Origin of the sequence: Oceanotoga sp., from assembly GCF_030445905.1 — a bacterium.
Lineage (GTDB): Bacteria > Thermotogota > Thermotogae > Petrotogales > Petrotogaceae > Oceanotoga > Oceanotoga teriensis.
In genome coordinates this window covers 1-20,759 of sequence record NZ_JASUSU010000050.1, presented here as the reverse complement: position 1 = coordinate 20,759, position 20,759 = coordinate 1, and the positions used below count along the sequence as shown (strand labels likewise).

At 27.5% G+C, this 20,759-nt stretch carries 24 protein-coding genes and 1 pseudogene; 11 read left to right on the top strand and 14 right to left on the bottom strand.

Annotated elements, in window-relative coordinates:
* Window positions 1-218 precede the first annotated feature (218 nt).
* Window positions 219-434 (bottom strand): DUF2283 domain-containing protein, encoded by a 216-nt coding sequence (locus PWP28_RS12015; RefSeq protein WP_308644834.1) that lies wholly within the window; start codon window positions 432-434, stop codon window positions 219-221.
* A gap of 308 nt (window positions 435-742) precedes the next feature.
* Here PWP28_RS12015 and PWP28_RS12010 point away from each other — a divergent pair, with 308 nt between their 5' ends.
* Entirely contained in the window at window positions 743-928 is a 186-nt protein-coding gene (locus PWP28_RS12010; RefSeq protein WP_308644833.1) for a hypothetical protein, read from the top strand.
* Window positions 929-1,182: 254 nt separating this feature from the next.
* Here PWP28_RS12010 and PWP28_RS12005 read toward each other — a convergent pair whose 3' ends face one another.
* Window positions 1,183-1,929, bottom strand: coding sequence for a sulfite exporter TauE/SafE family protein (locus PWP28_RS12005; protein ID WP_308644832.1), 747 nt, complete (start codon window positions 1,927-1,929; stop codon window positions 1,183-1,185).
* A gap of 345 nt (window positions 1,930-2,274) precedes the next feature.
* Here PWP28_RS12005 and PWP28_RS13880 point away from each other — a divergent pair, with 345 nt between their 5' ends.
* Together PWP28_RS13880 and PWP28_RS12000 are read left to right on the top strand one after the other, a co-directional pair.
* Window positions 2,275-2,385, top strand: coding sequence for an ATP-binding protein (locus PWP28_RS13880; protein WP_374045494.1), 111 nt, complete (start codon window positions 2,275-2,277; stop codon window positions 2,383-2,385).
* Between the two features lie 140 nt (window positions 2,386-2,525).
* Window positions 2,526-3,107 (top strand): hypothetical protein, encoded by a 582-nt coding sequence (locus tag PWP28_RS12000; protein ID WP_308644831.1) that lies wholly within the window; start codon window positions 2,526-2,528, stop codon window positions 3,105-3,107.
* A gap of 334 nt (window positions 3,108-3,441) precedes the next feature.
* Here the strand turns inward: PWP28_RS12000 and PWP28_RS11995 are convergent, their stop codons facing one another.
* Window positions 3,442-4,200: a hypothetical protein gene (locus PWP28_RS11995; protein WP_308644830.1), complete on the bottom strand. Its 759-nt coding sequence runs from the start codon at window positions 4,198-4,200 to the stop codon at window positions 3,442-3,444.
* Between the two features lie 404 nt (window positions 4,201-4,604).
* Between PWP28_RS11995 and PWP28_RS11990 the strand changes: the two genes are divergently transcribed.
* From PWP28_RS11990 to PWP28_RS11970, 5 genes are all read left to right on the top strand, one after another.
* The gene (locus PWP28_RS11990) at window positions 4,605-5,198 is read left to right on the top strand and encodes a type IV toxin-antitoxin system AbiEi family antitoxin domain-containing protein (RefSeq protein WP_308644829.1); all 594 of its coding nucleotides are present in this window, start codon (window positions 4,605-4,607) and stop codon (window positions 5,196-5,198) included.
* A complete protein-coding gene (locus PWP28_RS11985; RefSeq protein ID WP_308644828.1) occupies window positions 5,195-5,386 on the top strand; it encodes a hypothetical protein in 192 nt (63 codons plus the stop codon). Before PWP28_RS11990 ends, PWP28_RS11985 begins: the two co-directional genes overlap by 4 nt.
* A gap of 404 nt (window positions 5,387-5,790) precedes the next feature.
* Window positions 5,791-7,122, top strand: coding sequence for a Fic family protein (locus tag PWP28_RS11980; RefSeq protein ID WP_308644827.1), 1,332 nt, complete (start codon window positions 5,791-5,793; stop codon window positions 7,120-7,122).
* Between the two features lie 325 nt (window positions 7,123-7,447).
* Window positions 7,448-8,059 carry a type IV toxin-antitoxin system AbiEi family antitoxin domain-containing protein gene (locus PWP28_RS11975; RefSeq protein ID WP_308644826.1) on the top strand — a complete coding sequence of 204 codons (612 nt, stop codon included), beginning with the start codon at window positions 7,448-7,450 and terminating at the stop codon, window positions 8,057-8,059.
* A gap of 389 nt (window positions 8,060-8,448) precedes the next feature.
* The gene (locus PWP28_RS11970; RefSeq protein WP_308644825.1) at window positions 8,449-9,216 is read left to right on the top strand and encodes a type IV toxin-antitoxin system AbiEi family antitoxin; all 768 of its coding nucleotides are present in this window, start codon (window positions 8,449-8,451) and stop codon (window positions 9,214-9,216) included.
* Window positions 9,217-9,691: 475 nt separating this feature from the next.
* Here the strand turns inward: PWP28_RS11970 and PWP28_RS11965 are convergent, their stop codons facing one another.
* From PWP28_RS11965 to PWP28_RS11955, 3 genes are all read right to left on the bottom strand, one after another.
* Window positions 9,692-10,237, bottom strand: a complete 546-nt coding sequence (locus PWP28_RS11965) for a hypothetical protein (RefSeq protein ID WP_308644824.1) — start codon at window positions 10,235-10,237, stop codon at window positions 9,692-9,694.
* Between the two features lie 21 nt (window positions 10,238-10,258).
* Window positions 10,259-11,131 (bottom strand): hypothetical protein, encoded by an 873-nt coding sequence (locus tag PWP28_RS11960; RefSeq protein ID WP_308644823.1) that lies wholly within the window; start codon window positions 11,129-11,131, stop codon window positions 10,259-10,261.
* Between the two features lie 362 nt (window positions 11,132-11,493).
* Window positions 11,494-12,084, bottom strand: a complete 591-nt coding sequence (locus tag PWP28_RS11955; protein WP_308644822.1) for a hypothetical protein — start codon at window positions 12,082-12,084, stop codon at window positions 11,494-11,496.
* Window positions 12,085-12,199: 115 nt separating this feature from the next.
* Between PWP28_RS11955 and PWP28_RS13875 the strand changes: the two genes are divergently transcribed.
* The 3 genes from PWP28_RS13875 (at window position 12,200) to PWP28_RS11945 (ending at window position 14,635) form a co-directional block, all read left to right on the top strand.
* The gene (locus tag PWP28_RS13875) at window positions 12,200-12,364 is read left to right on the top strand and encodes an ATP-binding protein (RefSeq protein ID WP_374045495.1); all 165 of its coding nucleotides are present in this window, start codon (window positions 12,200-12,202) and stop codon (window positions 12,362-12,364) included.
* A gap of 193 nt (window positions 12,365-12,557) precedes the next feature.
* A complete protein-coding gene (locus tag PWP28_RS11950) occupies window positions 12,558-13,967 on the top strand; it encodes an AAA family ATPase (protein WP_308644821.1) in 1,410 nt (469 codons plus the stop codon).
* Entirely contained in the window at window positions 13,964-14,635 is a 672-nt protein-coding gene (locus tag PWP28_RS11945; RefSeq protein WP_308644820.1) for a hypothetical protein, read from the top strand. Before PWP28_RS11950 ends, PWP28_RS11945 begins: the two co-directional genes overlap by 4 nt.
* A gap of 537 nt (window positions 14,636-15,172) precedes the next feature.
* Here the strand turns inward: PWP28_RS11945 and PWP28_RS11940 are convergent.
* The 8 genes and pseudogenes from PWP28_RS11940 to PWP28_RS11905 form a co-directional block, all read right to left on the bottom strand.
* Window positions 15,173-15,295 (bottom strand): hypothetical protein, encoded by a 123-nt coding sequence (locus tag PWP28_RS11940; protein ID WP_308644819.1) that lies wholly within the window; start codon window positions 15,293-15,295, stop codon window positions 15,173-15,175.
* A gap of 648 nt (window positions 15,296-15,943) precedes the next feature.
* A complete protein-coding gene (locus tag PWP28_RS11935; RefSeq protein ID WP_308644818.1) occupies window positions 15,944-16,168 on the bottom strand; it encodes a hypothetical protein in 225 nt (74 codons plus the stop codon).
* 1 nt (window position 16,169) lies between these two features.
* Entirely contained in the window at window positions 16,170-16,880 is a 711-nt protein-coding gene (locus PWP28_RS11930; protein WP_308644817.1) for a hypothetical protein, read from the bottom strand.
* A 120-nt stretch (window positions 16,881-17,000) separates the two neighbouring features.
* A complete protein-coding gene (locus tag PWP28_RS11925; protein ID WP_091405020.1) occupies window positions 17,001-17,192 on the bottom strand; it encodes a hypothetical protein in 192 nt (63 codons plus the stop codon).
* Window positions 17,193-17,919: 727 nt separating this feature from the next.
* Complete coding sequence (locus PWP28_RS11920) at window positions 17,920-18,183, bottom strand: hypothetical protein (RefSeq protein ID WP_308644816.1); 264 nt, start codon at window positions 18,181-18,183, stop codon at window positions 17,920-17,922.
* Between the two features lie 296 nt (window positions 18,184-18,479).
* Complete coding sequence (locus PWP28_RS11915) at window positions 18,480-19,406, bottom strand: hypothetical protein (RefSeq protein WP_308644815.1); 927 nt, start codon at window positions 19,404-19,406, stop codon at window positions 18,480-18,482.
* A gap of 13 nt (window positions 19,407-19,419) precedes the next feature.
* Complete coding sequence (locus PWP28_RS11910; protein WP_308644814.1) at window positions 19,420-20,271, bottom strand: hypothetical protein; 852 nt, start codon at window positions 20,269-20,271, stop codon at window positions 19,420-19,422.
* Window positions 20,272-20,458: 187 nt separating this feature from the next.
* Window positions 20,459-20,759: pseudogene (locus PWP28_RS11905) on the bottom strand (hypothetical protein); the annotation flags it as partial.

The window sequence follows — 20,759 nt, the reverse complement described above, 5'->3', positions numbered from 1 at the left end:
TCTCTCTTTTTATTTTTTTGTTTTTTGTTCTATGAGGAGTGATATCTTTTTTTATCCCTTTTGTCAAGTATCTCATCAACCATTTTTATTATACAGCCGCAAGAAAATTTCAAAATACATTCTCCCAACTTGATATCACTAATATACGTCACCCTTGCACATACTAAACGAAAAGTGTACCACCCTATTACACAAATCCTGTATAATGAAATTTGGATTCATTCAATTTCAACTATTTCTCTTTTTGGTGATTTAAGAATTTCAGTTACAAATTCCCCAAGTAATTTGCTGACGTTTAGTATCTCTATTTCAACTGCTTTCCCATTCTCATCATAATTCACTATTATTTGCCCATGTTCTTCAGCATGATGTATCTGTCTATCTTCCAAGAGCATATCCAATGTGTCCCCTTCCCTGTCATATCTGACTTTCATTCATATCTCCTTCTTTCGCCCGAATATACCGTAACTAACATTTTACAACACTTTGATTAATATATTATAAAAATAATACTTATTTTAAACACCCCTAAATTTTTTTGAAGAATCCTAGCATAGCTGGGAAGGGACTTGAGCTTTTCCCTTTTACCAATTATAGAAATCATTCTCTCACTATCAGCATCACCTAAGAATTGGTATTTCTATTACCCATTTACGAAGCAAATACTTTTCCATCTTCCAACAAAAAAACTGTTAAAGAATTATAGTATAATTTAAAAAGAAACAATGAAGAGGTGCTACCAATGAGCTATATTAGAAAGATTACTATCAATGATGAATTATCTAAGATAACAGATTTACCAGATGATCTAAAAAATAAACATAAATCTCTCCGTGGAGCATTAAAAAGGTATAAAAATGAAGAATTGCTCAATGAAGAAAGCAGGATTTGGGAAAAAGTCGTGAAAGATAAATATGAAAATAATTGATGCGAATGTATTCTTAAGAAATCTTCAACAAGATAATGAACATTTATCAAAAGAAGCAAGTCTTTTTAAGACTTGCTTCTTTTATCTATAACATTAAAAACTGTTTTGATTTTTCTAAAGTACTCAGTGATCAAAATCTTTCTTCAGATCCATTAACTAATATAATAAGACATCCTCTTTAGTAATTAACTTCAAAATTATTACAGCAGAAAGAAAATATTCCTAAAAAGCAAAAGCCAACTCAAAGTTTTACATCAAAAAATAGAATAAATATTTCTAATACTCAAAAGGCAAATAACCACTCCCAAAGTCCCCATTAGTGCTTTAAGTGGTATTTTTTTAGTCATAAGTGCAGCCATAGGAGCAGCTATACAACCTCCAATTATTAATCCTGCGATCACTGTCCAATTAAATTGTGAAGCCATTGCTAAAAATGCAACAACCTCTGATACTGTCACAAAAAACTCCGCTGCATTAACAGAACCTATTGTTTTTCTAGGATTTTTTCCATCAGATACTAAAGTAGAAGTAACAATTGGTCCCCAACCGCCTCCACCAATAGCATCAAAAAAACCACCAACTAAAGCCAAAATGGAAAAGTGTCTTCTCTGAACTATTAATTCTTTTCGCTTTCTAGACAAAGTAAAAACTTTATAAATTATTCTAATACCCATAATTAGCAAATAAATACCAATAAATGGTTTAATTAAACTACCTTTAATGTTAACTAAAATATAAGCACCTAAAACCCCACCAACTATCCCAGGAATTACTAATTTTTTAAGCAAATTTTTATCTACATTCCCTAATCTAAAGTGTGAAAATCCGGATATCAATGTAGTGAAAACCTCAGCAAAATGAACAGAAGCGCTTGAAATAACTGGCGGAATACCTACAGACAATAGCAAAGTATTAGAAGTAACTCCATATGCCATTCCCAAAGCTCCATCAATCATTTGAGCTAAAAAACCGATACCAATAAAAAACCATATAGAATCCAATTTTTATTCCCCCTCCTTAAGCAAACACTCTAATCAGAACTATTATACTCCAATTAGAGTGTAATGTCAACACATAAATAAAAGTGTTATAGTAATTAAAGATTAAATAATGAATTGGAATAAGATTAAAGAGGAAGTTTAAATTGGCTAATAAGGAAAAATCTTGATTTTTTACAAGGTAAAAAATACACTAATGGTTCTGTTTTTAAATTCAACTGGACAAAGTTTTTAACAAAATTTTGTCAAGATTCCTTGCACATACTAAACGAAAACTGTACCACACTATCACACAAATCCTGAATAAGGATTTCTCTTGTTAAACAGTAATCTTGAATTTGCAGAAGGATGACAACAGCGATTATAGACAGGTTAATCCACAACAGTAAGATAATACTATTCAACGGAGAAAGCTACCGTTACAGGAACCAATGGCAAGAAATTATGGTATATAATTAGGTTAGCATGGAGGTACAGTTTTCGGTTAGCAATAGTAGTTTCTCCTGAAATAAAAGACAAGGCAATGGAATGGCTTATGGAAAATAAAGAAGATATATTAAAAAATAAGGATGATACATTATTAGAAGGGGAGGAAGAAGATGAAGATGCTTAAAGGTTTGAAGAGGAAAGCCTTAATTATTTCTTTTATTCGTAAGATGAATAAAAAAGGTAGTTGGACGGGGGAAACTCACATTCAAAAATGTACTTATTTTTTAGAAAATTTCTTGAATATCCCTATGAATTATAATTTTATATTATACAAACATGGTCCTTTCTCCTTTGATTTAAGGGATGAACTCTCCTCAATGCGCGCCGATAATTTTATTGAAATGCAACCTCGAATACCTTATGGGGCTACTTTTTTACCAGGAAATTACGCTAGTGTGTTGGAAACAAAATTTGTTAATACTATTCAGGAATACAAAGATCGTACTGATTTTATTGTGGAGAAATTAGCTAGTAAGTCTGTTAAAGAATTAGAATGTGTGGCTACTGCTTTGTATGTGAAAAAAAATGAAAAACTGGAAGATGATCTGAAAGTAGTTAACAGAATTATAGAATTAAAACCACATATTACAAGGCCTTTAGCTGAAGAAGCAGTAAAAGAACTAAATAATTATATTAGCGAAGCCAGAGAAAGAAAATTAATAAACGATATTGAACAATATTCCGCATCTTAAAGAATTAATAAAATGATCTTTCTTAATCAGATATTTTTGTTTTCTAGCTATTAGAAAATGTGAAACTTCCTTTGTACATGTTTGAGCATTTATAATATTACCTATTTATCTTTCTTTGGTTTTTTATATGAAGGCAAGAGAGCTGTTTCTTAATTATTTCATACAAGAATACTTGCACTTCTAGCTACTTTAATTTCGATTTCATTAGAACAGGTGGTTGATGCTGGAGTAAGTTCCGTTGTATGTATTAATTAGTCTATGAACTTTTTCAATAACGTCTTTATGGAACCCTGATTGGCTAGACAACTTGGAATAATACTTATAATCATAATTATTAAACAAAAAGCTCACCCTTCTTATCAAGATAATAAGGTACAATTAAGTTCCATCTCTTAACTAAAAAGCCCTTCCCATTCTTCGCCTCTTCATTTAAGTATTTATTTGTTTTACCAATTCTTGCTTCTATCTTTTCTAAAAACAAGTTTGAAATATTTAGATTTTCTTGATACTTTTCCATGAAAAAACCCACTTTCTGATAAAGAATCTTTTTATTGTACTCTTGCAAATATTTCATTAAAGATTCTTCATTCAAAACAGGAGAAATCTTTAATATTTCATCTATCTCATTTTCTCCTCCACAAAAAATAGGCCTATCAATACAATCAACAATAGATCTTTCCAAATCAGTGTATTTAATATCTTTATTCATCTTATACGTGGAAATTCCATTTTTAATACCTTTTCCAGAATATTTATAATAAAATCCTTCAAATTCAAAATCTTTAAAATATACATCAGACAAAACATAAACAACATTGCTTACTTGGTGAGATAACCCATGCAACTCAATAGCGCTGTGATAGCCTAAATAAGAAGTACTATTTATTTTACTTCCAATCAAATACCGATTACAACTATAATTATTATTAAACCCAACAAAACAATAATGGTTCCTTCTAATTCTCTTTACAAAACCTTTTTTCAAATAAGAATTCAACAAAACTTTTGCATTATTTTTATTTCCAACTATTTCAGATGCTTCTTCTAAATTAAAAACTTCCAAATCTGAAAATTCTTCATAATACTTCATCATAACATCAGTTCCTTTTTTAAAGAATAAATTAATAATTTAATTAACTTACTCTACTATTTAAGAACTATTATATATCAAGTTCCTTATTACTTCAATAAGTTAATGTTAAAATTAACTTTCTAAAAATATTTAGAACTAAAAATATCAATCAAGCCGTTATTTCTATTAAAAAAATATTATTTTATTGTATTAAAACCCCCGCTTACCTATTAGAAAAGAGTGTAATTAAAACCAAATTAGACCTAACCTTCTATGATAGACTGCCATTCTTTGTAGACCACTTAAGCCTCTTTTACCAATCACAAACAAGTGTATGATTTTTGTTTATTATCATATGGATCACAAATTTGACTTTTACACATTAATCGTGTATAATTATAGTGTATTTGTAAAGAGGTGATTATATGAATTATATTGAAAAATTACAAAAATTAATAAATAGAAAAAATGGGCTAATAACTACAAAAGAGGTTGTTGAATTAGGAATCCCAAGACAATATCTAAATATTTTTATAGAAAAAAATATTCTTGAAAGAGTAGACAGGGGTATATACATTACTCCAGAAACTTTTGAAGACGAAATGTATATATTGCAAAAAAAATTTCCTAAAATAGTCTTTTCTCACGAAACAGCACTATACTTACATAATTTGACAGATAGAGATCCAATAAATTACACGGTAACTCTCCCTCAGGGTTATAACCTCAAAAATCTTGAAAAATATAATGTAAACATACACTGGACAAAAAAAGAAAACTATAATCTCGGACTAACAAAAACAAAAACCAATTTTGGAAGAGAAATAAAAGTATATGATAAAGAGAGAACAATATGTGATATTATCAAAAACAGAAACAATATGGATAAAGACGTATTCAAAAACTCATTAAAAGCTTATGTATCCAGAAAAGATAAAAACCTAAACAAATTAATAGAATACTCAAAAAAACTAAAAATCGAAAAAACATTAAGAGAATACTTGGAGATAATCTTATGAAAAGTCTAATGCAATTAAAAGCATTAATAAGAAATTTATCAAAAGAAAAAAATCTCAATTCAGACATAGTCTTAAGAATCTATATGATGGAAAGAATTCTTGAAAGAATACCCATATCAGAGTTCCTTCTAAAAATATTTAGAACTATAAAAAAAGGCCAAGGCTCTCGAAGAACACCTTGGCACTAACTACTATTAAAATTATAAAACTCTAAAGTTACAAAATAAGTATTTAAAAGCTAATTTAAGATAAACCTTTCACTATAAAGGCATTCTGAAATCGTCTAAGAACCTAGTAATTTCCACAATATATTTCTATAAAATTTCTATAATATAAACATAAAATAAAAAGCCTTATTTTAAAGGAACATAGAAAGTAAAAATTAAAACGCAATGTGTTATAATAAAATGATACAAAGCCTATCTAAAGTTATATCTAATAACAGTTTTGTGATAAAATATAGGATTTAAGTACTGTCCGAACTATAAAACCCTAATTTAAACCTACAATCTATGTAATAATCAATAAATAAGGACTAAATAGCTAATGTAAATAAAAAGTAAATGATTATCCGGACAACAGAGGTGATAATATGGACTTGATACTACCAAGAAAAAACATATTAAAACTCGAAAAAGTAGATATCACAAACAAAGAATGGCTTTACCTGATAAAAAACGATACTAGGCACTCTCTAAAAATAGAAGGGATAGTCGCTTCAGAAAAAGATTTAAAATCTATAATCAAAGGCAATTATGACCAAGATGACGAAATAATAAACTATTTCTCCACAGCTAAGCATTGGTACAGTTATGCTATAGAATTATACAAAGACAACGAATTTGACCTACGCAAAGCCACAATAAGGCAAATACATAAACAACTATTAAGTGAATCATCAAATGAAAAAATAAACGGAGGATTCAGAAATAATAAAGTAGATATTTTCAATGCTCCAAACACAAATCCCCCGGAAAATGATATAGAATTCTGGGTTGAAAACTGGATAAACTACGTAACTTATTCACTAGAAAAATATAATATATATCAAGCAATGGCAAGAATACATAATTATTTTGAAGGTATTCATCCTTTCAACGATGGTAACGGTAGAACCGGCAGAATAGTTATGAACTATATATTGTTGATGAAAGGATATCCAAACATAGTAATAAAAGGATTGAAAGAAAACGATAGAAAAGAATATTATAAGGCACTCGAAAAAGGTGATATTGGAATAAATCAAGTATTCAAAACAACTCCAAACAAATCACCACAAGAAATAGACAAAATTATAAACAAAGGGAACTTCGAAGACTTAGAACGTCTCATAAAAAGAGCTTTAATAGAAGCGTTCGATAACTATATATGTATGGAAGAACAAGATTACTATACAACCGAAGAATTGGCAAAAATATTGAATAAAAAACAAGACACAATATCAAAAGACATAAGAAGGGGAAGGTTAATAGCAAAAAAGCAACAGGGTAAATGGCTTATACCAAAGAAATACATAAACGTCTTAAACAATTCAAAAAGCGCTATGGAAGAAAAAATACAAAAAGAAATATTTTGTTATACAGCAAAAATTAACGATGCTTTTAATTACGGCGTTGGGATATGTTTAGATGAAGCAATGGATTTAATGATAGCAGTAGAAAATCAAAAACTTTTAAAAGAACTAAAAGATTTTTTAGACATACAAGAATTATTGAAAAATAAAGAAACCGACTACAACAAAAACGTAAAAATAAGGTATATCACTTCAAGAAGACAAAATCACAAAGAAAACTCTTTGCTACTAGCAATAAAAATATCTCCAGATCTCTTTAAAAAAATAAAAAATAAATATAACTATAAAATCATAGTTATTCAAGAAAATAATGAAAAAAGGTGGATAAACCTTGGAGCATCAAAATTATAAGCTGCTGAAAAGCAGCTTATTTTAAAAGGTTAAGCGTATGTCATCATAAGCGAGGGTATAAACTTGAAGATATTGTATTTTTATCCACAACAAACACTACTCTAAGCAGGACCAAAGAGCCCAATGTTTCCTCCGACTCCAACTAACCAAAATTTTCATCTTTTATCTCCATAGAAATTCCTATAAAACTCTCTAATACCACTAACCTTCTCTTCTTTTACCACTAAAAACTCCTCTCTGTTACTACAATAACTTTATACACAAAAAAAGTAAAAAAATGTGGTATAATTGTATCAAAATACACGCTTTCCCATTAGCAAAGAGGGTGATTAAAATCAAAGATATCTCAAATAAAAAATTAAATGAACTATTCAATAAAAACAAAGGGATTCTAAAAACGAATCAATTAAAAAAAGCAGGTCTTTCAGATAGAGAAATAAAAAAATTACTAATACAAGGAAAAATAAATAAAATAAAAAGAGGATATTATGAAATAAATAACAACATATATCCAGAAGATGTTATAATCGCAAGACTATTCCCAGAGGCAATAATATATTTAGAAAGTGCATTATTTCATTATAAATACATAGACAGAGTTCCTTCTGAAACTCAAATTGCTGTCAATAAAAACAATGAAAAATCAAAATATAAAATAGATTATCCACTGATAAAAGTCTTCTATATAGAACCAAAAATACTACAAATAGGTGTTGACTATTATGAAAAAATGGGAATAAAAATAAAAATCTTCGATAGAGATAAAACCATATGCGATGTAATGAGATATAGAAATAAATTAGATGTTGAAATATTCAGAAAATCCATAAAATCATATATAAACGACCAAAACAAAAATCTAAAAAATTTAGAATTATATTCAAAAAAATTAAATATACAAGATAAAATAGACAAATACCTAGGAGTATGGTTATGAAGAAAAATTTTTCTGCTTTAGAAAAAGATCTTTATACTCACTTATCAAGCTATATTAATTTCAATCTCTAAAATTTTTTACCAGTTTGTTCTTCTAATGTTTTAAAAATCTTTTCCAAAACCTCCACCTTTTCCCCTGCATATAAAAAAACGCCAAGCTTTTTTTATTTTAAACAAATAAAGTGAAAAAGAAATAGCTTTGAATATATGATTTTTGATACTAAAAATTTTTAATAATGGAATTATTTTCTTTACTTCTGAAGAATAACGTGGTAAAATTAAAAAAAAGATAAAAAAGCTCATATAGAATAGGTATAATATTTTTAATAACGGAACGTTATTCTTCGAATATGAAGAATATCATGGCAAAATTAAAAAAGGGTGAGACAAGTGGATGTGTTAACTAAGCTGGCGAAGTATCCGGTTTTTACAATCGATGATGTGAAAAAGCTTACAGGTAATGAGAAGACAGCGTATACTCAGCTAAATCGTTTGATGAAAAGAGACTGGGTTAGGAAGGTCAGAAAGAATATCTATTCTGTTGTAAACCCAACAACAGGGCAGATTGTAGCAACTCGTTATCAAATCGCTTGCGCCATAACCGACACTGCATATATCTCTCATCACAGTGCTTTTGAATATTATGGGCTGGCGAATCAAGTGTTTTATGAAGTGTATGTTTCATCTGAAACAAAATTCAATCACTTTGAATATGATCACGTAACTTATAAATATGTTGCATCTAGGATGAGTGAGGGTATTTTAGAAGCAAAGAACACAACCGGGGTTAGAATAACAGATATGGAACGGACAGTTGTTGACAGCATAAGGGATTTCAATAAAATAGGTGGTTTTGAAGAATTGTTAAACTGCCTGGAAGGAATCCAATATTTAGATGAGAATAAACTAAAGCGATATCTTGACATATATAATACCCAGGGACTATATCAACGGGTAGGATATCTCCTTGATCATTATCGAAAAGAGATGCAGTTATCAAAAGAGTTCATAGAATATTGTAAAAGTAAAATAGGAAAAAGCAGACGATACCTTGTGAGTGAAACAAAGGGCAATAGCTTCTATAATAGTGAATGGAAACTGATGGTACCGGAAGATTTATTTACAATAACGGATCAAGGAGGCCATATACTTGTCTAATTACGACATATTTATATGTTGTAAAAAATATGATTCACTATGGTCTATTTGATAAATCGGAAGAAGAGATGCTCAAGAAGTGTGTTGTATTCTATGCTGCCATATCAGCGAGAGATAAAAATAGTATAAAGCGGTGAATACATTCCAGAGCTCTTATTTGAGGATAAGAAGATTCTAGAACGAATTAGAAATCACCCAATGGCATTATGGAAAACAAGAGAAGTAAAATAATAGTAACCCACCTATAGCAAATCTAGCTTGGGAACTTTACCAAAGTTAGAAGGAATCTGAGCGTGTTGCTTTATTTTATCTATATAGCTCCCGCTTCTTTTCATGATTCTTTTAACCAAGATTCTGTTGATTTGTTTGTCAATGATTTATTTACTATTTCTGTTAAAAAGTGAGTTTTTTATAACTCTTGTCTACTTTGTAGGTATCATATCATTACAGGGACTTTAATTATACTAACTATAAATTATTTTTCGTTCTCTTTTTCTCTTAGTTGCCTATCCATTTCCGCTTCCATTTCTTTCTGCTTTTTTTCATTTTTTTCTTTCTCCTCATCTAACGCAGAGTTTGCCTCAAAAGCAGACCCAAATATATTTAAAAAAGATAATAATTCAATCAGGGTGTATAAAGATACTCCTATTACAATTAATATTAAAATATCAATAGAAAAGAATTTAATAATCAAGGAATAAATAATTAAAATCGTCAAATGTGTTATCGTTTTAATAAAATTCTTAAATATGTATTTAAGCCTACCAGATTCTTTTAAAAAATCATATACATTTTCTAAACTTAAAAATATAGTAGTACCGGTAAAAATAAAACCAGCTAATATCCCAGATACATTTATAACAATACTTAGCGTAGTGTTTAAATAATCATTACTTGTATTTAATAAATTGTATAAATCATTTATAAAAAACAGATTGAAATTGTGAGAAATTATAATAAAAATAGATACAATCGTTATCACTAATAAAAAAATATAATTATCAAAAAATATTTTCTTCAAATTCATTTTATCTCCTCATTTTTAAAAATATGTTTTATATTGACTATATAAAATATTCCATATTGCCTGATGATCACTAATGGAGTTTTCATCAATTTCTAAATAATCAGTTATTTTTTGATTTTTTAAATTATATATATGTTTTTCTTTCCCTATCTTATAAACTAAAAATACTTCATCGCATTCGTCAATTATGATTTCTTGAATTTCTGATCTATTTCTACCATCTGTTATATATAATTTATTTCCTTCAGGGCCACCTCTATCTAAGCGAACATCGACTCCCGCTTTTCTAGGTTGAGGTTTTATTTCTGTTTCTGTAACGGTGTCTACTTGCAAAGAGTCTGAAAATTTTTTATCTCCATGTGTACCACCGTACTTCTTTATAGTCACTTTCCTTACATCTACTTCGCTTAGATTTGGAAAATAACCTCTAGGAGCATCCTTTATGTTTAATATTAAATTCTCAGAAATTTTATTTTGTAAATAGTATTCTATTATCAGATCTCTAAAGTCATTTTTTGTAGGTGTCCTAACATCTTCAAAAACAAAATATTCTTTTCCATCATGAGGAATTATTAAAAAACGAAAAGCATTAACTACATGTTCGTTGTCTTGCACTCTATCATTAACATCTGAATCCACATATCTTACTTCATCAAAATAATAACTATTTATAATTTGAGAGCTTTTATAAAAAACACCTCGGTAAAACTTTAAATCAGCAACTTTGGTAATTTCAACAGATAAGACATTTTTACCATCACCGCTTTTAAAAAATCTTCTTCCTTTATATTTATGCGATTCTTCAAAGTTAAAGAATTTTATAAAATTTGAATCATCATCATTAAATTCTAAAATTGCTATTGTAACTTTCCTAGTCCTTTTTCTCATTTTTATCCCCCCTCGTATAATATGTATAGATGTGAAACTAAAAAAATGGTAATAAAAATCTGCATTTTGATTTTTTTTAATATTTGTTATTGAGCACATATAAAATATTAGATTTTTAAGATATTATTATTATTAAAGATGATATCACTTGTTTCTAATTTTTTAAAATCAGTCTTAACTGTATAATATATTTTTAAATCTAACGATTTATATTGAAAAATATCTCATTCTCTATAATTATCTTTTTGAAAGTTATTTTTCCCCTGCATTAAAGAGTCTATATTTGCTTCTTTTTGATCCATTTTTATAATTTTCAATCATACTTATCATTCAACTCATCATCTTTATACTTTTTTATAAAATTAAAGAATATCCCTTACAATGATGCCATATTTATTAATACCATAAATAGTTCCTCCACTATTTGGATCTATTACATTACCACCATCTATACCTTTAATTTCTATAAATCCATAATTAGACAAGCTCTCTAGTATATCTTTATCAACACTAGAATCATTTGACAAAATAGTACCTTCATTTGAAAATTTTTTTAGCTCAAACAAATCGTCATAATAACTGTTATTAACTAAATGGCTAACTCTAAAAAATTCCTTTTCATTCAATTTTTCTTCTAAAAGCAAAATAAATAATCTACCGATTAAAGTACTCTTATTTTCATCGTCTGATTCATTAATAATATCAAGTAATTTTAGCCCCAAATCCTCCAGATCTTTTTCACTTTTGATTTCATTTATTAATTCCCCTTTTTCACCTTGAGGAATTCTATCTATTTCATTTAAAAATCTTCTCAACTTTCTTTCGAACATGAGATCGGAAACTGATGAGTGAATATTAATAATTTTAATTAATTTGGTTATTACACTATCTGGAAATACATCTTCAAATACATCTTCAAAAATACTTACAATCTCTAAGTATTCATGCTCCATATAATCTCACCCCTTATAATTTATTATTTTTTATTCCTACATTAAGAATTATAACTTACAGGAGTACTAAGTTAAGAATAAAAGATAAAAAGCCTTCGTTCAATAAGCAAACACAATTTTAATTCCTACTAATCTTAAATTTGCAGAATGGTCTAGAATATTTCATGATGAAAAGATTAAAGCAGCGATTATAGACAGGTTAATCCACAACAGCAAGATAAAACTATTCAGAGGGCGAAGACTAAAAACCAAAGACGAGAAATTAAGGGAATGCTTATAAAGGTTCAATTTCTCTTTTTATACATAAGAGGCAGAAAAGAACTTCTTCTTTCTATATGATGCATAATTAGGTTAGCAGGGTGGTACAATATTTGGTTAGCAATAGCAATTTCAATGAAACGATGATAATTATATTTTTTATGATAAAATTAATGTAAATAATGAAAATAAAAACAAATTAAGGAGTTTTTACAATGAAAATAACCATAAAAAATTTTGGACCTATAAAAGAAGGAAAAATTGAAAATAATGATCTTACCATAATATGTGGTCCAAACAACTCAGGAAAAACATACCTAACTTATTTATTTTATGCTATTTTCTCCAAAATATCAAAAAATTATTCATTTAATTCTCAAAGAATTCATAGAGGCCATAATCTTTCAATATTAGATATTAAAAATAAAGACACATATAAGTCTCTAACAGAAATAAAATTAGATATAAAAACAATAGCAGATGAATATAAAGAAAATATTTTGCCAAAATTAATTCAAGAAACAAAGGATGAGTTACCTAATTTTTTAAACATGGAAAAAGAATTATTATCAGATGCTATCATAGACGTTGATTTCACAAAAAAAGAACTTTTAGAAAAATTTGAAAATAAAAATACTGAAGATAGAAGACTAGGACTTATAAATGACCTAGATATAAAAATAGAACAAATTTCTAAATACAAATCACACCTTACCATGAACCCTTTAGATTTAGACCGCATACCGGATAAGCTTTTTAAAGTTGTTATGAAAAATTTTATATTCGATTACATATACGAAAATATTTACTCTTCTGCTTTTTTAATTCCCTCAATAAGAGAAGGAATCAGCATATATTATAACGAATTAAACTACTTAAGAACAATAAATTCTAATATATTTAGGGACTTATATAGAGAAAACAAAAACCAAAATATAGATACAAAATTATATGATCCTTCATTAAGGTATAATTATCCAAAACCGATAGAAGATTATTACAATTTTTTACTAAGTTTAACTAATAACCAAAAACCTAACGACCTATTCAAAGATTTAGCAGAAGAGCTCCTCAATATTTTAGAAGGAAATTTTTCCAAAGATAACACCGGTTTTTATTACATTCCAAAAAATACAAACATAAAATTATCGTTAAGTAATTCATCATCAATAGTAAAATCATTATTTGGATTATATTATTATCTTCTTTATTACGCAAAAAAAGGAGACATTGTATTAATAGACGAACCAGGAATGAACTTACACCCAGATAATCAAAGAAGATTAGCTCAATTCTTTGCAAAAATGATCAACTCTGGATTAAAAGTAATAATAAGCACGCATAGTGATTTCATAGTTAGAGAAATAAACAATCTAATGCTATTATCTCAGGATTTTAAAGGAAAAGAAGAAATAATAAAAGAACATAATTACTCAGAAGATATGATACTAGACTATAAAAAAGTCAATTCATATTTTATAAATAATGGTAAAATAGAAAAATTAGCATTTGACAAATTAAATGGATTAGACCTAAAGAATTTCAAAGATTCAATAAACAAAATACAAGATATATCTGATGACATATATTTTTCTATCACGGAAAGCGAAGATGAAGATATTTGAAGAGCAAAGAATATACATCATATGACCTTTACGAATATATCTTGGATAACATTAATCAGGAATTTCAATTTCAAAAAAACAAAGAATATGAAACACTAATAGAACCGGATAAAGGAGCTAAAAATAAGGAAGTTGAACTTGATTTCAAAGATAAAGGAAAAATAATATTGGCATTTGACCCAGCAAACTTCAAAAAGCAAAAAATAGATCTAGAGATGTTCCCCATTTTTTCAAAAGATAAATCTTTTCCAGATTACATAATAATACCGGAACCTGATGATGGAAACAATTTATTCATCCTTCACGTGGAACTAAAGTCAAATGAATACTATACAAAAGATTACATTTATAAATTTATTAATTCTGGAAAAACATTGAGATGGATTTCAGACATAATGGTAAATGATCTAGCAAAAAAAATCAATAATAGTAATTTTAAATTTGAATTATTTTCAAACATAAAAATAATCCATAGATTTATAGTTATTGATTCTAGAAGACTTATAAAGAGGATAGGAGAACACTATTATCCATACGAAATTAAAACCGAACTAAAAATCCCTATTTTATTAATCGGAAATAGACAAAAACTTCATATAAATAAATTTCTAAACCCAGAACCATCTGACGCCATATACAAAATAGACAACTATACAAGAATATTATAAAAGAAGAATCATTGTCAACAACCCCCAGCTAAAGCAAGGGGGTTGTAAAAGTCCATGTTGGCTAGCATAAGTCCTAACCGAGTACGTTATTTTAGTTACCACACCATAGAATGATGTCCTAGTTCTATATTCAATTATTGCAAGCCACTTCTTCTACCCTTAACCCTCTACTTTTTAACAAATCAACTTGTTCTTCTAATGTTTTAAAAACCTTTTCCAAAACCTCCACCTCTTCCCCTGCATATAAAAAAGGCCAAGCTGTTTTTTATTTTAAACAAATGAAGTGAAAAAGAAATAGCTTTGAATATATGATTTTTGATACTAAAAATTTTTAATAATGGAACGTTATTCTTCGAATATGAAGAATATCATGGCAAAATTAAAAAAGGATGAGATAAGTGTAAGTATTTTTTAAATTGAAATATTGATGTATTATTCATTCTAAGCTGCCTTACCCAAATCTTCACTTTTTGAATATTTTTCTACATTTTCATCAAATGATACTTCCAAATTATACATTTCATAATTTGTATTCCATTAATTATCATATAATTCATCATTTTCTTTAAATTCAATTCCAAAACTTTCCATTTCTTCTCTTAACTCTTCGTTGGATAACGTATCTAAATATTTAATAAAATCATCCATATTATTAATCATAAAAATACCTCCTCTTGCTATTGCTAACCGAAAGCTCTACCACCCTGCTAACCCAATTATGTACCATATAGAAAGAAGAACTTCTTTTCTATCTCTTTTTGTATAAAAAGAGAAAAATCGAATCTTTTTTCAGTTTCCTTTAATTTACTGTCTTCGATTTCTGTAACGGTAACTTTCTTTATATCCCCATTTCTTTTGATATCGCTCTATGAGTTTTGTGTTTGTTAAAATACGAAAATGTTATATAATTGTATTGTACCATCTCTATCACCTTTCTTTTCCTCCTGTAGAATGCTTTTTTTACCAAATTTCATTATACAGGATTTGTTGTGATAGGGTGGTACACTTTTCGTTTAGCGAACCCTTATTTTTGGTACACTTTTCATTTAGTATGTGCACCAAGAAGTAAATACCAAAAAATACAAATTAATAACAAAAAAGATACCAACCAAAGTTGATATCTCTGATATATGTAATTTTGAATTTGTTCTGTTACTGTGAAACAGGGGAGGAGTTTAGGCACTTGGTTTTTGTTTTTTAGAGGTTCTTACTAACAACTAACAACAGGGAATTTGTTTTACAAATTCTCAATATCTTCCAACAGAAATAACTTGTCATTCTGAATCTGTTAAAAATTAAAAATCTTTACTATATATGCATTTCCTTTTTAATTTCCTCTAAAGAATCCACTTCTTTAAACGGAGCATATTCCCCATAAGTTCTTTTAAGACTATTTATATTTTTCCCTCCAATAACTCCTAAATAATCTCTCATTTCGTCATTTTCTTTTATTATTTTCAACGCTTTTTTCATATCCATTTTTATTAACCAAGTTCCTTTTTTCCCAACTCTTCTTGCATACAAATAACTCATACTAATCACCTCTGTTATCTACTTCTAAAAACATTTCATACCAAAAATCAATAAATTCTTTATCAATATTTTTTGGTGCTTCAGGCAAATTATCTAACCATTTTCTCAGTTTATAGGAATATTCCTCATAGTCTTCTTTATTATCGCTTTTATATATAATTTCATGGGTATAATAATTTAAAATAGCATCTTTTCTATTCCAAATTTGAATTTCAACAGGAAATGACTTTGGATTGAATCTAAAATATAAATGAATACCTCTATAACCATCATCTTTTGATTTATGATCTTTATAAAAATCAACTACTTCAAAACCTTTATCATATTTATAAACTTTCTCAATTATTTCTAAAACTCTTTCTTTTTCAATATTTACAATAATTCTAAAAGCTAAAGAGTCATTGCAAACTTCTCTCAATTGTTTTGATTTTCCTATATTTTTATTCCATTTAATTTTAAGTGACTCTAAAGATTTTAACCTATAGCTGACATTCATTTCGCTGCTATCAAAATGATCAATTATCCCATTTATATCATATTTCTCAATTATCTCATAAAAACTCAACATATTATCAAAAACTTCATTTATGTCAAAATTTTCAATAGTTTTTCTTAAAGAGGGAAAATTTTCATCAAATATATTATTTTTTTGAATTTCTTCAATTAATTTAGAAAGTGTTTTATTAACTTTATAAAAGTTATCTTCCCCCATCTCTCACCCCTATTATACCAAATTTTTATTAAATCATTATATATACATATGTTCGTATAATTATACATAATTATATTTCTCTTTGTCAAGTGAGAAAATACAGAAATCACTCCACGATTTCTACTCCAAAATACCCGGGAAATACCTATCAAAAGATTCTATCAAATCCCTTTCTTCAAAAAGAGTAATATTAACCTCCTTATAAATTGGCCTGATACCAGATAACCTAATAGCAGACAAAACATCCACATACTCAATCCCGTTCTTCCTTGCAAATTTCTTTGGTGTTGTTAATTCAATCTTTTCCTTCATTCTTTCCTCCTATCATTTTTGAAAAAGTTTCTCTCTCCTGAAATATCCATAAAAAAATACAAACAACAATATAATAAATAACACATTAGCATATAAGCTATTTTGCATTCTTTGTCATCTACGATGACTTATAAATTTTTCTCACGACTTATCAAAAAAATGAAGTTCTTCTACGCGCATATACGTATGTATAACGGCAATTAAAATCAATTACAATAAAAAATCTTTAATTTTCATAGTTTTTCAAAAACTCTAAAAAATAGAATTAATCTATCACTTGATTAATTTATAACCATCATAAAACCTATAAAAAAAGATACCAACCTAAGTTGATATCTATATTTGATATTTAAAGGTTTGAATCCCCTCTGAAATGAGAGATTAGAGGGGTGCTGCTCTTTGCGGGGAGTTTTAGAGACTTTGCTTTTTTACTTCCAACATCCAACCTCGATCCTCCAACAATCAAAATTTTTATTTTCTATCCCCATAAAAATTTTGATAAACCTCCCTAATATCATTAACCCTATCCTCTTTTGCTACCAAAATCCCGTTGCTATTGCTAACCGAAAACTATACCACCCTGCTAACCTAATTATGTACCATAATTTCTTACCTTCGGTTTCTGTAACGGTAGCTTTCTCCGTTGAATAGTATTATCTTACTGTAGAAGTAACTTTCTTTGTATATCTCCATTTCTTTTGCTAATGCTCTATGAGTTTTGTGTTTGTTAAAATACAAAAATCTTATATAATTGTATTGTACCATCTCTATCACCTTTCTTTTCCTCCTGTAGAATGCTTTTTTTGCCAAATTTCATTATACAGGATTTGTGTGATAGGGTGGTACACTTTTCGTTTAGTATGTGCAAATATATACCATTATGAGATATATAATGAGTGCCTTTTTCATCTGGTATTAAAATGTATGCATCAAAATAGAATTGATTATTTTCAATTTTTTTTGAATTTGAGCTTCCTGCAATTCCAACCAAATGATCATTCCATTCTAAAGATTCATTAAAAGGATATTCAAATTTTAATGAAACAATAATTTCTTCTTTTGATTCATCATATAAAAATTATGATATATAAAATTTTATGACATAGGTTAACACGTATTTTTAAGAATATATAATTATTTATTTCGCTTGGTTGGATTTTTATAGTTTTTAAAATTCTTATGGGCATTATTCAATTAGCTGTAAGCGGTTCATAATTGATATGCAAAAATGCATAAAAAAACAGAAAATTTTTTATAAAAAATCTTCTGTTTTTTGTTTAAATTAACTTATATTTGTTCACAGAATTTTTTCTTAAATTCATCCAGAGTATAAATGGCTTCTTGAAATAGTCCATATCCCATGAAATTAGATGTTGCTATTTTTAGTTCGAAATTTTCGCTTGGTTGGATTTTTTTTAATTCTATTCTTAAAAGTGTAGAATCTGGGTCATGATTAGCCAAGACCAAAATATATTCTGGCTTTTCATCACTAAAATTTTCAATTTTATTTTGATTTTCTATTAGGCATAATTCTAATTTTTGGTTGAATGTTTTTTTCATTTCTTCTTTTATATTATCTATATTTTTTTGGTTTGATAAGAATTCGTCCACATCTTTTATGTGTTTTTCTAACCCTGAAGATCCTTTAAGCGAACCATCCCCAAATTTTAATTCTACAAAAGCTAATCTTAAGTTTTTTCCACTTTTCCTTTTTGCACCATTTGATATCCATTTTACTGCTATTAGATCATATCTTCCTTTACCTTTTGCATTTTCAATGTCGCATATGAAATAATCGGTACTTTTTGCTAAGTCTATATTGTTTTCTCTAACTATTGTTTGCTGATATTCTTTTTCTAACTTTTTATATTTTGATAGCCATTTATCCATTTCATATTTTATATGTGGTATGATATCTATCCATTTTTCAACATCCTTAGGATTTGTAGAATCGATAACTTTCATATTATTTGTTATTTTAACATTGGTTTTGTTAGGATTTAATATGTATTTGTTGTTGAAATAAAAGTCATATTTGGAAATACCAATAGTCTTTTCAGAAATTTTTAGTAAGTTTCCTCCACGATAGTAGATGTTTATGTAATCATTTCTTATTTCTAAGATCAGGTTTGAATCTTCTTTGATGTATTCTAATATTGGTTTTAGTATCCCATCTTTTAAATTTTTTATAAAATTATTAGATATTCCTCTCATTTTTATCTCCTTTTTATAGGTACCTTTCAGTTATGTAGTTTATATATTTTTCATTATTTTCCCGATAATTTTTAGATAAGTCAATTATTAATTCTTGATAACTCATTGAATAAAATTTTATGTTATCTTTTTTGACTATTTCAGAAAAATTTTCTATTTCTTTTTTATGTTCATAAGCTTCTTTAGAAAAGGCATCATAATAGAGATATAATAGTTTGAATTTTGATTTTCCATAGTTATTTTTTAATCCCAAAATATGTTTTATTAATTGTGATGCATCTAAGTACTTATATTCTTTATTTTCAGGACATAATTTTTTAGCTAATTCATATGTATTAGGTATTCCATTCCAAAGCTTTTGATGGTTTATATACTTAATATATATACCTTTTTTTTCATAAGTTGAAAAAGGTTCTGTGAATTTGCTTTCTATTGCAAAGATTTTATTATCTTCTGTTTTTATTACTAAATCTAAATTAGGTGGTCTTTTATATTCTTTAGATATTGGTTGTTTAGATTCAAAAATCATTTCTTTTTTAACATTTGTTTTTTTTCTAGTTAGTTTTAATGATTTTAATAGGGAGTCCAAATCCTTCTTTTTCCAATATAGAAATATATTAACTGTTATAGAAGACGAAGAATGAAGAGCTTTCATTTTTGCTAGACTTTTTCCTGAGTCTGTTATTTCATTCCCATCTCCATTTAAAAATTGTTGTTTTGTTTGTGCACACATTTTTTGAAACAGGTTGTTCTCTAAGTTTATTACATACGTTTTTTCACCATTATTTATTTCACTTCCATATAATTTGAGTCCTTGTCTTTTGGCCCAATTTATTTGTTTGGATAATATGTATTCTTTTGACATAATGACCCCCTTTATAAATGGTTTTTAAAATAAAACCCACTGAGAAATTATTCTGCTGTGAGGGAAAAAGAACATTTAAATTGATACTTGTTGTTTGAATTATACAATATATCTATGTTAATTAATTAAACGGTTGATAGGTTAATTTTTCAATAAAAAATGCCTCCTTAAAAAAGGAGGCTGTAGATTAATTCTTGTTTTCATTCATTTCTTCTTCAATTTTGTTGATTTGTTCTATAGATAATTCTGTTACTTCTGAAATAGTTTTTTTATCTAATTTTTTTGATAATAACTTTTTAACTGTATCTTTTGCTTTTAAATATTCTCCAAGCTTCATTCCTTCCAACTTACCCTTTTTAATTCCGTCCTCGTAAAGTTGTCTACCTCTAGTCATAATCAAATCACCTCTTTTTATGTCTATTTCTTTTAATTCATATTCATCTGTATCGTCTCTTGTTATTAATATATAGTATATTATAAATCCAAAT

Excerpts from the sequence above, each read along its gene's own strand:
- PWP28_RS11955 (WP_308644822.1), bottom strand. The coding sequence starts at position 12,084 with ATGGAGCATGAATACTTAGAGATTGTAAGTATTTTTGAAGATGTATTT.
- PWP28_RS11935 (WP_308644818.1), bottom strand. The coding sequence starts at position 16,168 with ATGAGTTATTTGTATGCAAGAAGAGTTGGGAAAAAAGGAACTTGGTTA.
- PWP28_RS11990 (WP_308644829.1), top strand. The coding sequence starts at position 4,605 with ATGAATTATATTGAAAAATTACAAAAATTAATAAATAGAAAAAATGGG.
- PWP28_RS11995 (WP_308644830.1), bottom strand. The coding sequence starts at position 4,200 with ATGATGAAGTATTATGAAGAATTTTCAGATTTGGAAGTTTTTAATTTA.
- PWP28_RS12000 (WP_308644831.1), top strand. The coding sequence starts at position 2,526 with ATGAAGATGCTTAAAGGTTTGAAGAGGAAAGCCTTAATTATTTCTTTT.
- PWP28_RS12010 (WP_308644833.1), top strand. The coding sequence starts at position 743 with ATGAGCTATATTAGAAAGATTACTATCAATGATGAATTATCTAAGATA.
- PWP28_RS11960 (WP_308644823.1), bottom strand. The coding sequence starts at position 11,131 with ATGAGAAAAAGGACTAGGAAAGTTACAATAGCAATTTTAGAATTTAAT.
- PWP28_RS11915 (WP_308644815.1), bottom strand. The coding sequence starts at position 19,406 with ATGAGAGGAATATCTAATAATTTTATAAAAAATTTAAAAGATGGGATA.
- PWP28_RS11940 (WP_308644819.1), bottom strand. The coding sequence starts at position 15,295 with ATGATTAATAATATGGATGATTTTATTAAATATTTAGATACGTTATCC.
- PWP28_RS11950 (WP_308644821.1), top strand. The coding sequence starts at position 12,558 with ATGAAAATAACCATAAAAAATTTTGGACCTATAAAAGAAGGAAAAATT.
- PWP28_RS11980 (WP_308644827.1), top strand. The coding sequence starts at position 5,791 with ATGGACTTGATACTACCAAGAAAAAACATATTAAAACTCGAAAAAGTA.
- PWP28_RS11925 (WP_091405020.1), bottom strand. The coding sequence starts at position 17,192 with ATGAAGGAAAAGATTGAATTAACAACACCAAAGAAATTTGCAAGGAAG.
- PWP28_RS11910 (WP_308644814.1), bottom strand. The coding sequence starts at position 20,271 with ATGTCAAAAGAATACATATTATCCAAACAAATAAATTGGGCCAAAAGA.
- PWP28_RS11930 (WP_308644817.1), bottom strand. The coding sequence starts at position 16,880 with ATGGGGGAAGATAACTTTTATAAAGTTAATAAAACACTTTCTAAATTA.
- PWP28_RS11985 (WP_308644828.1), top strand. The coding sequence starts at position 5,195 with ATGAAAAGTCTAATGCAATTAAAAGCATTAATAAGAAATTTATCAAAA.
- PWP28_RS12015 (WP_308644834.1), bottom strand. The coding sequence starts at position 434 with ATGAAAGTCAGATATGACAGGGAAGGGGACACATTGGATATGCTCTTG.
- PWP28_RS13880 (WP_374045494.1), top strand. The coding sequence starts at position 2,275 with ATGACAACAGCGATTATAGACAGGTTAATCCACAACAGTAAGATAATA.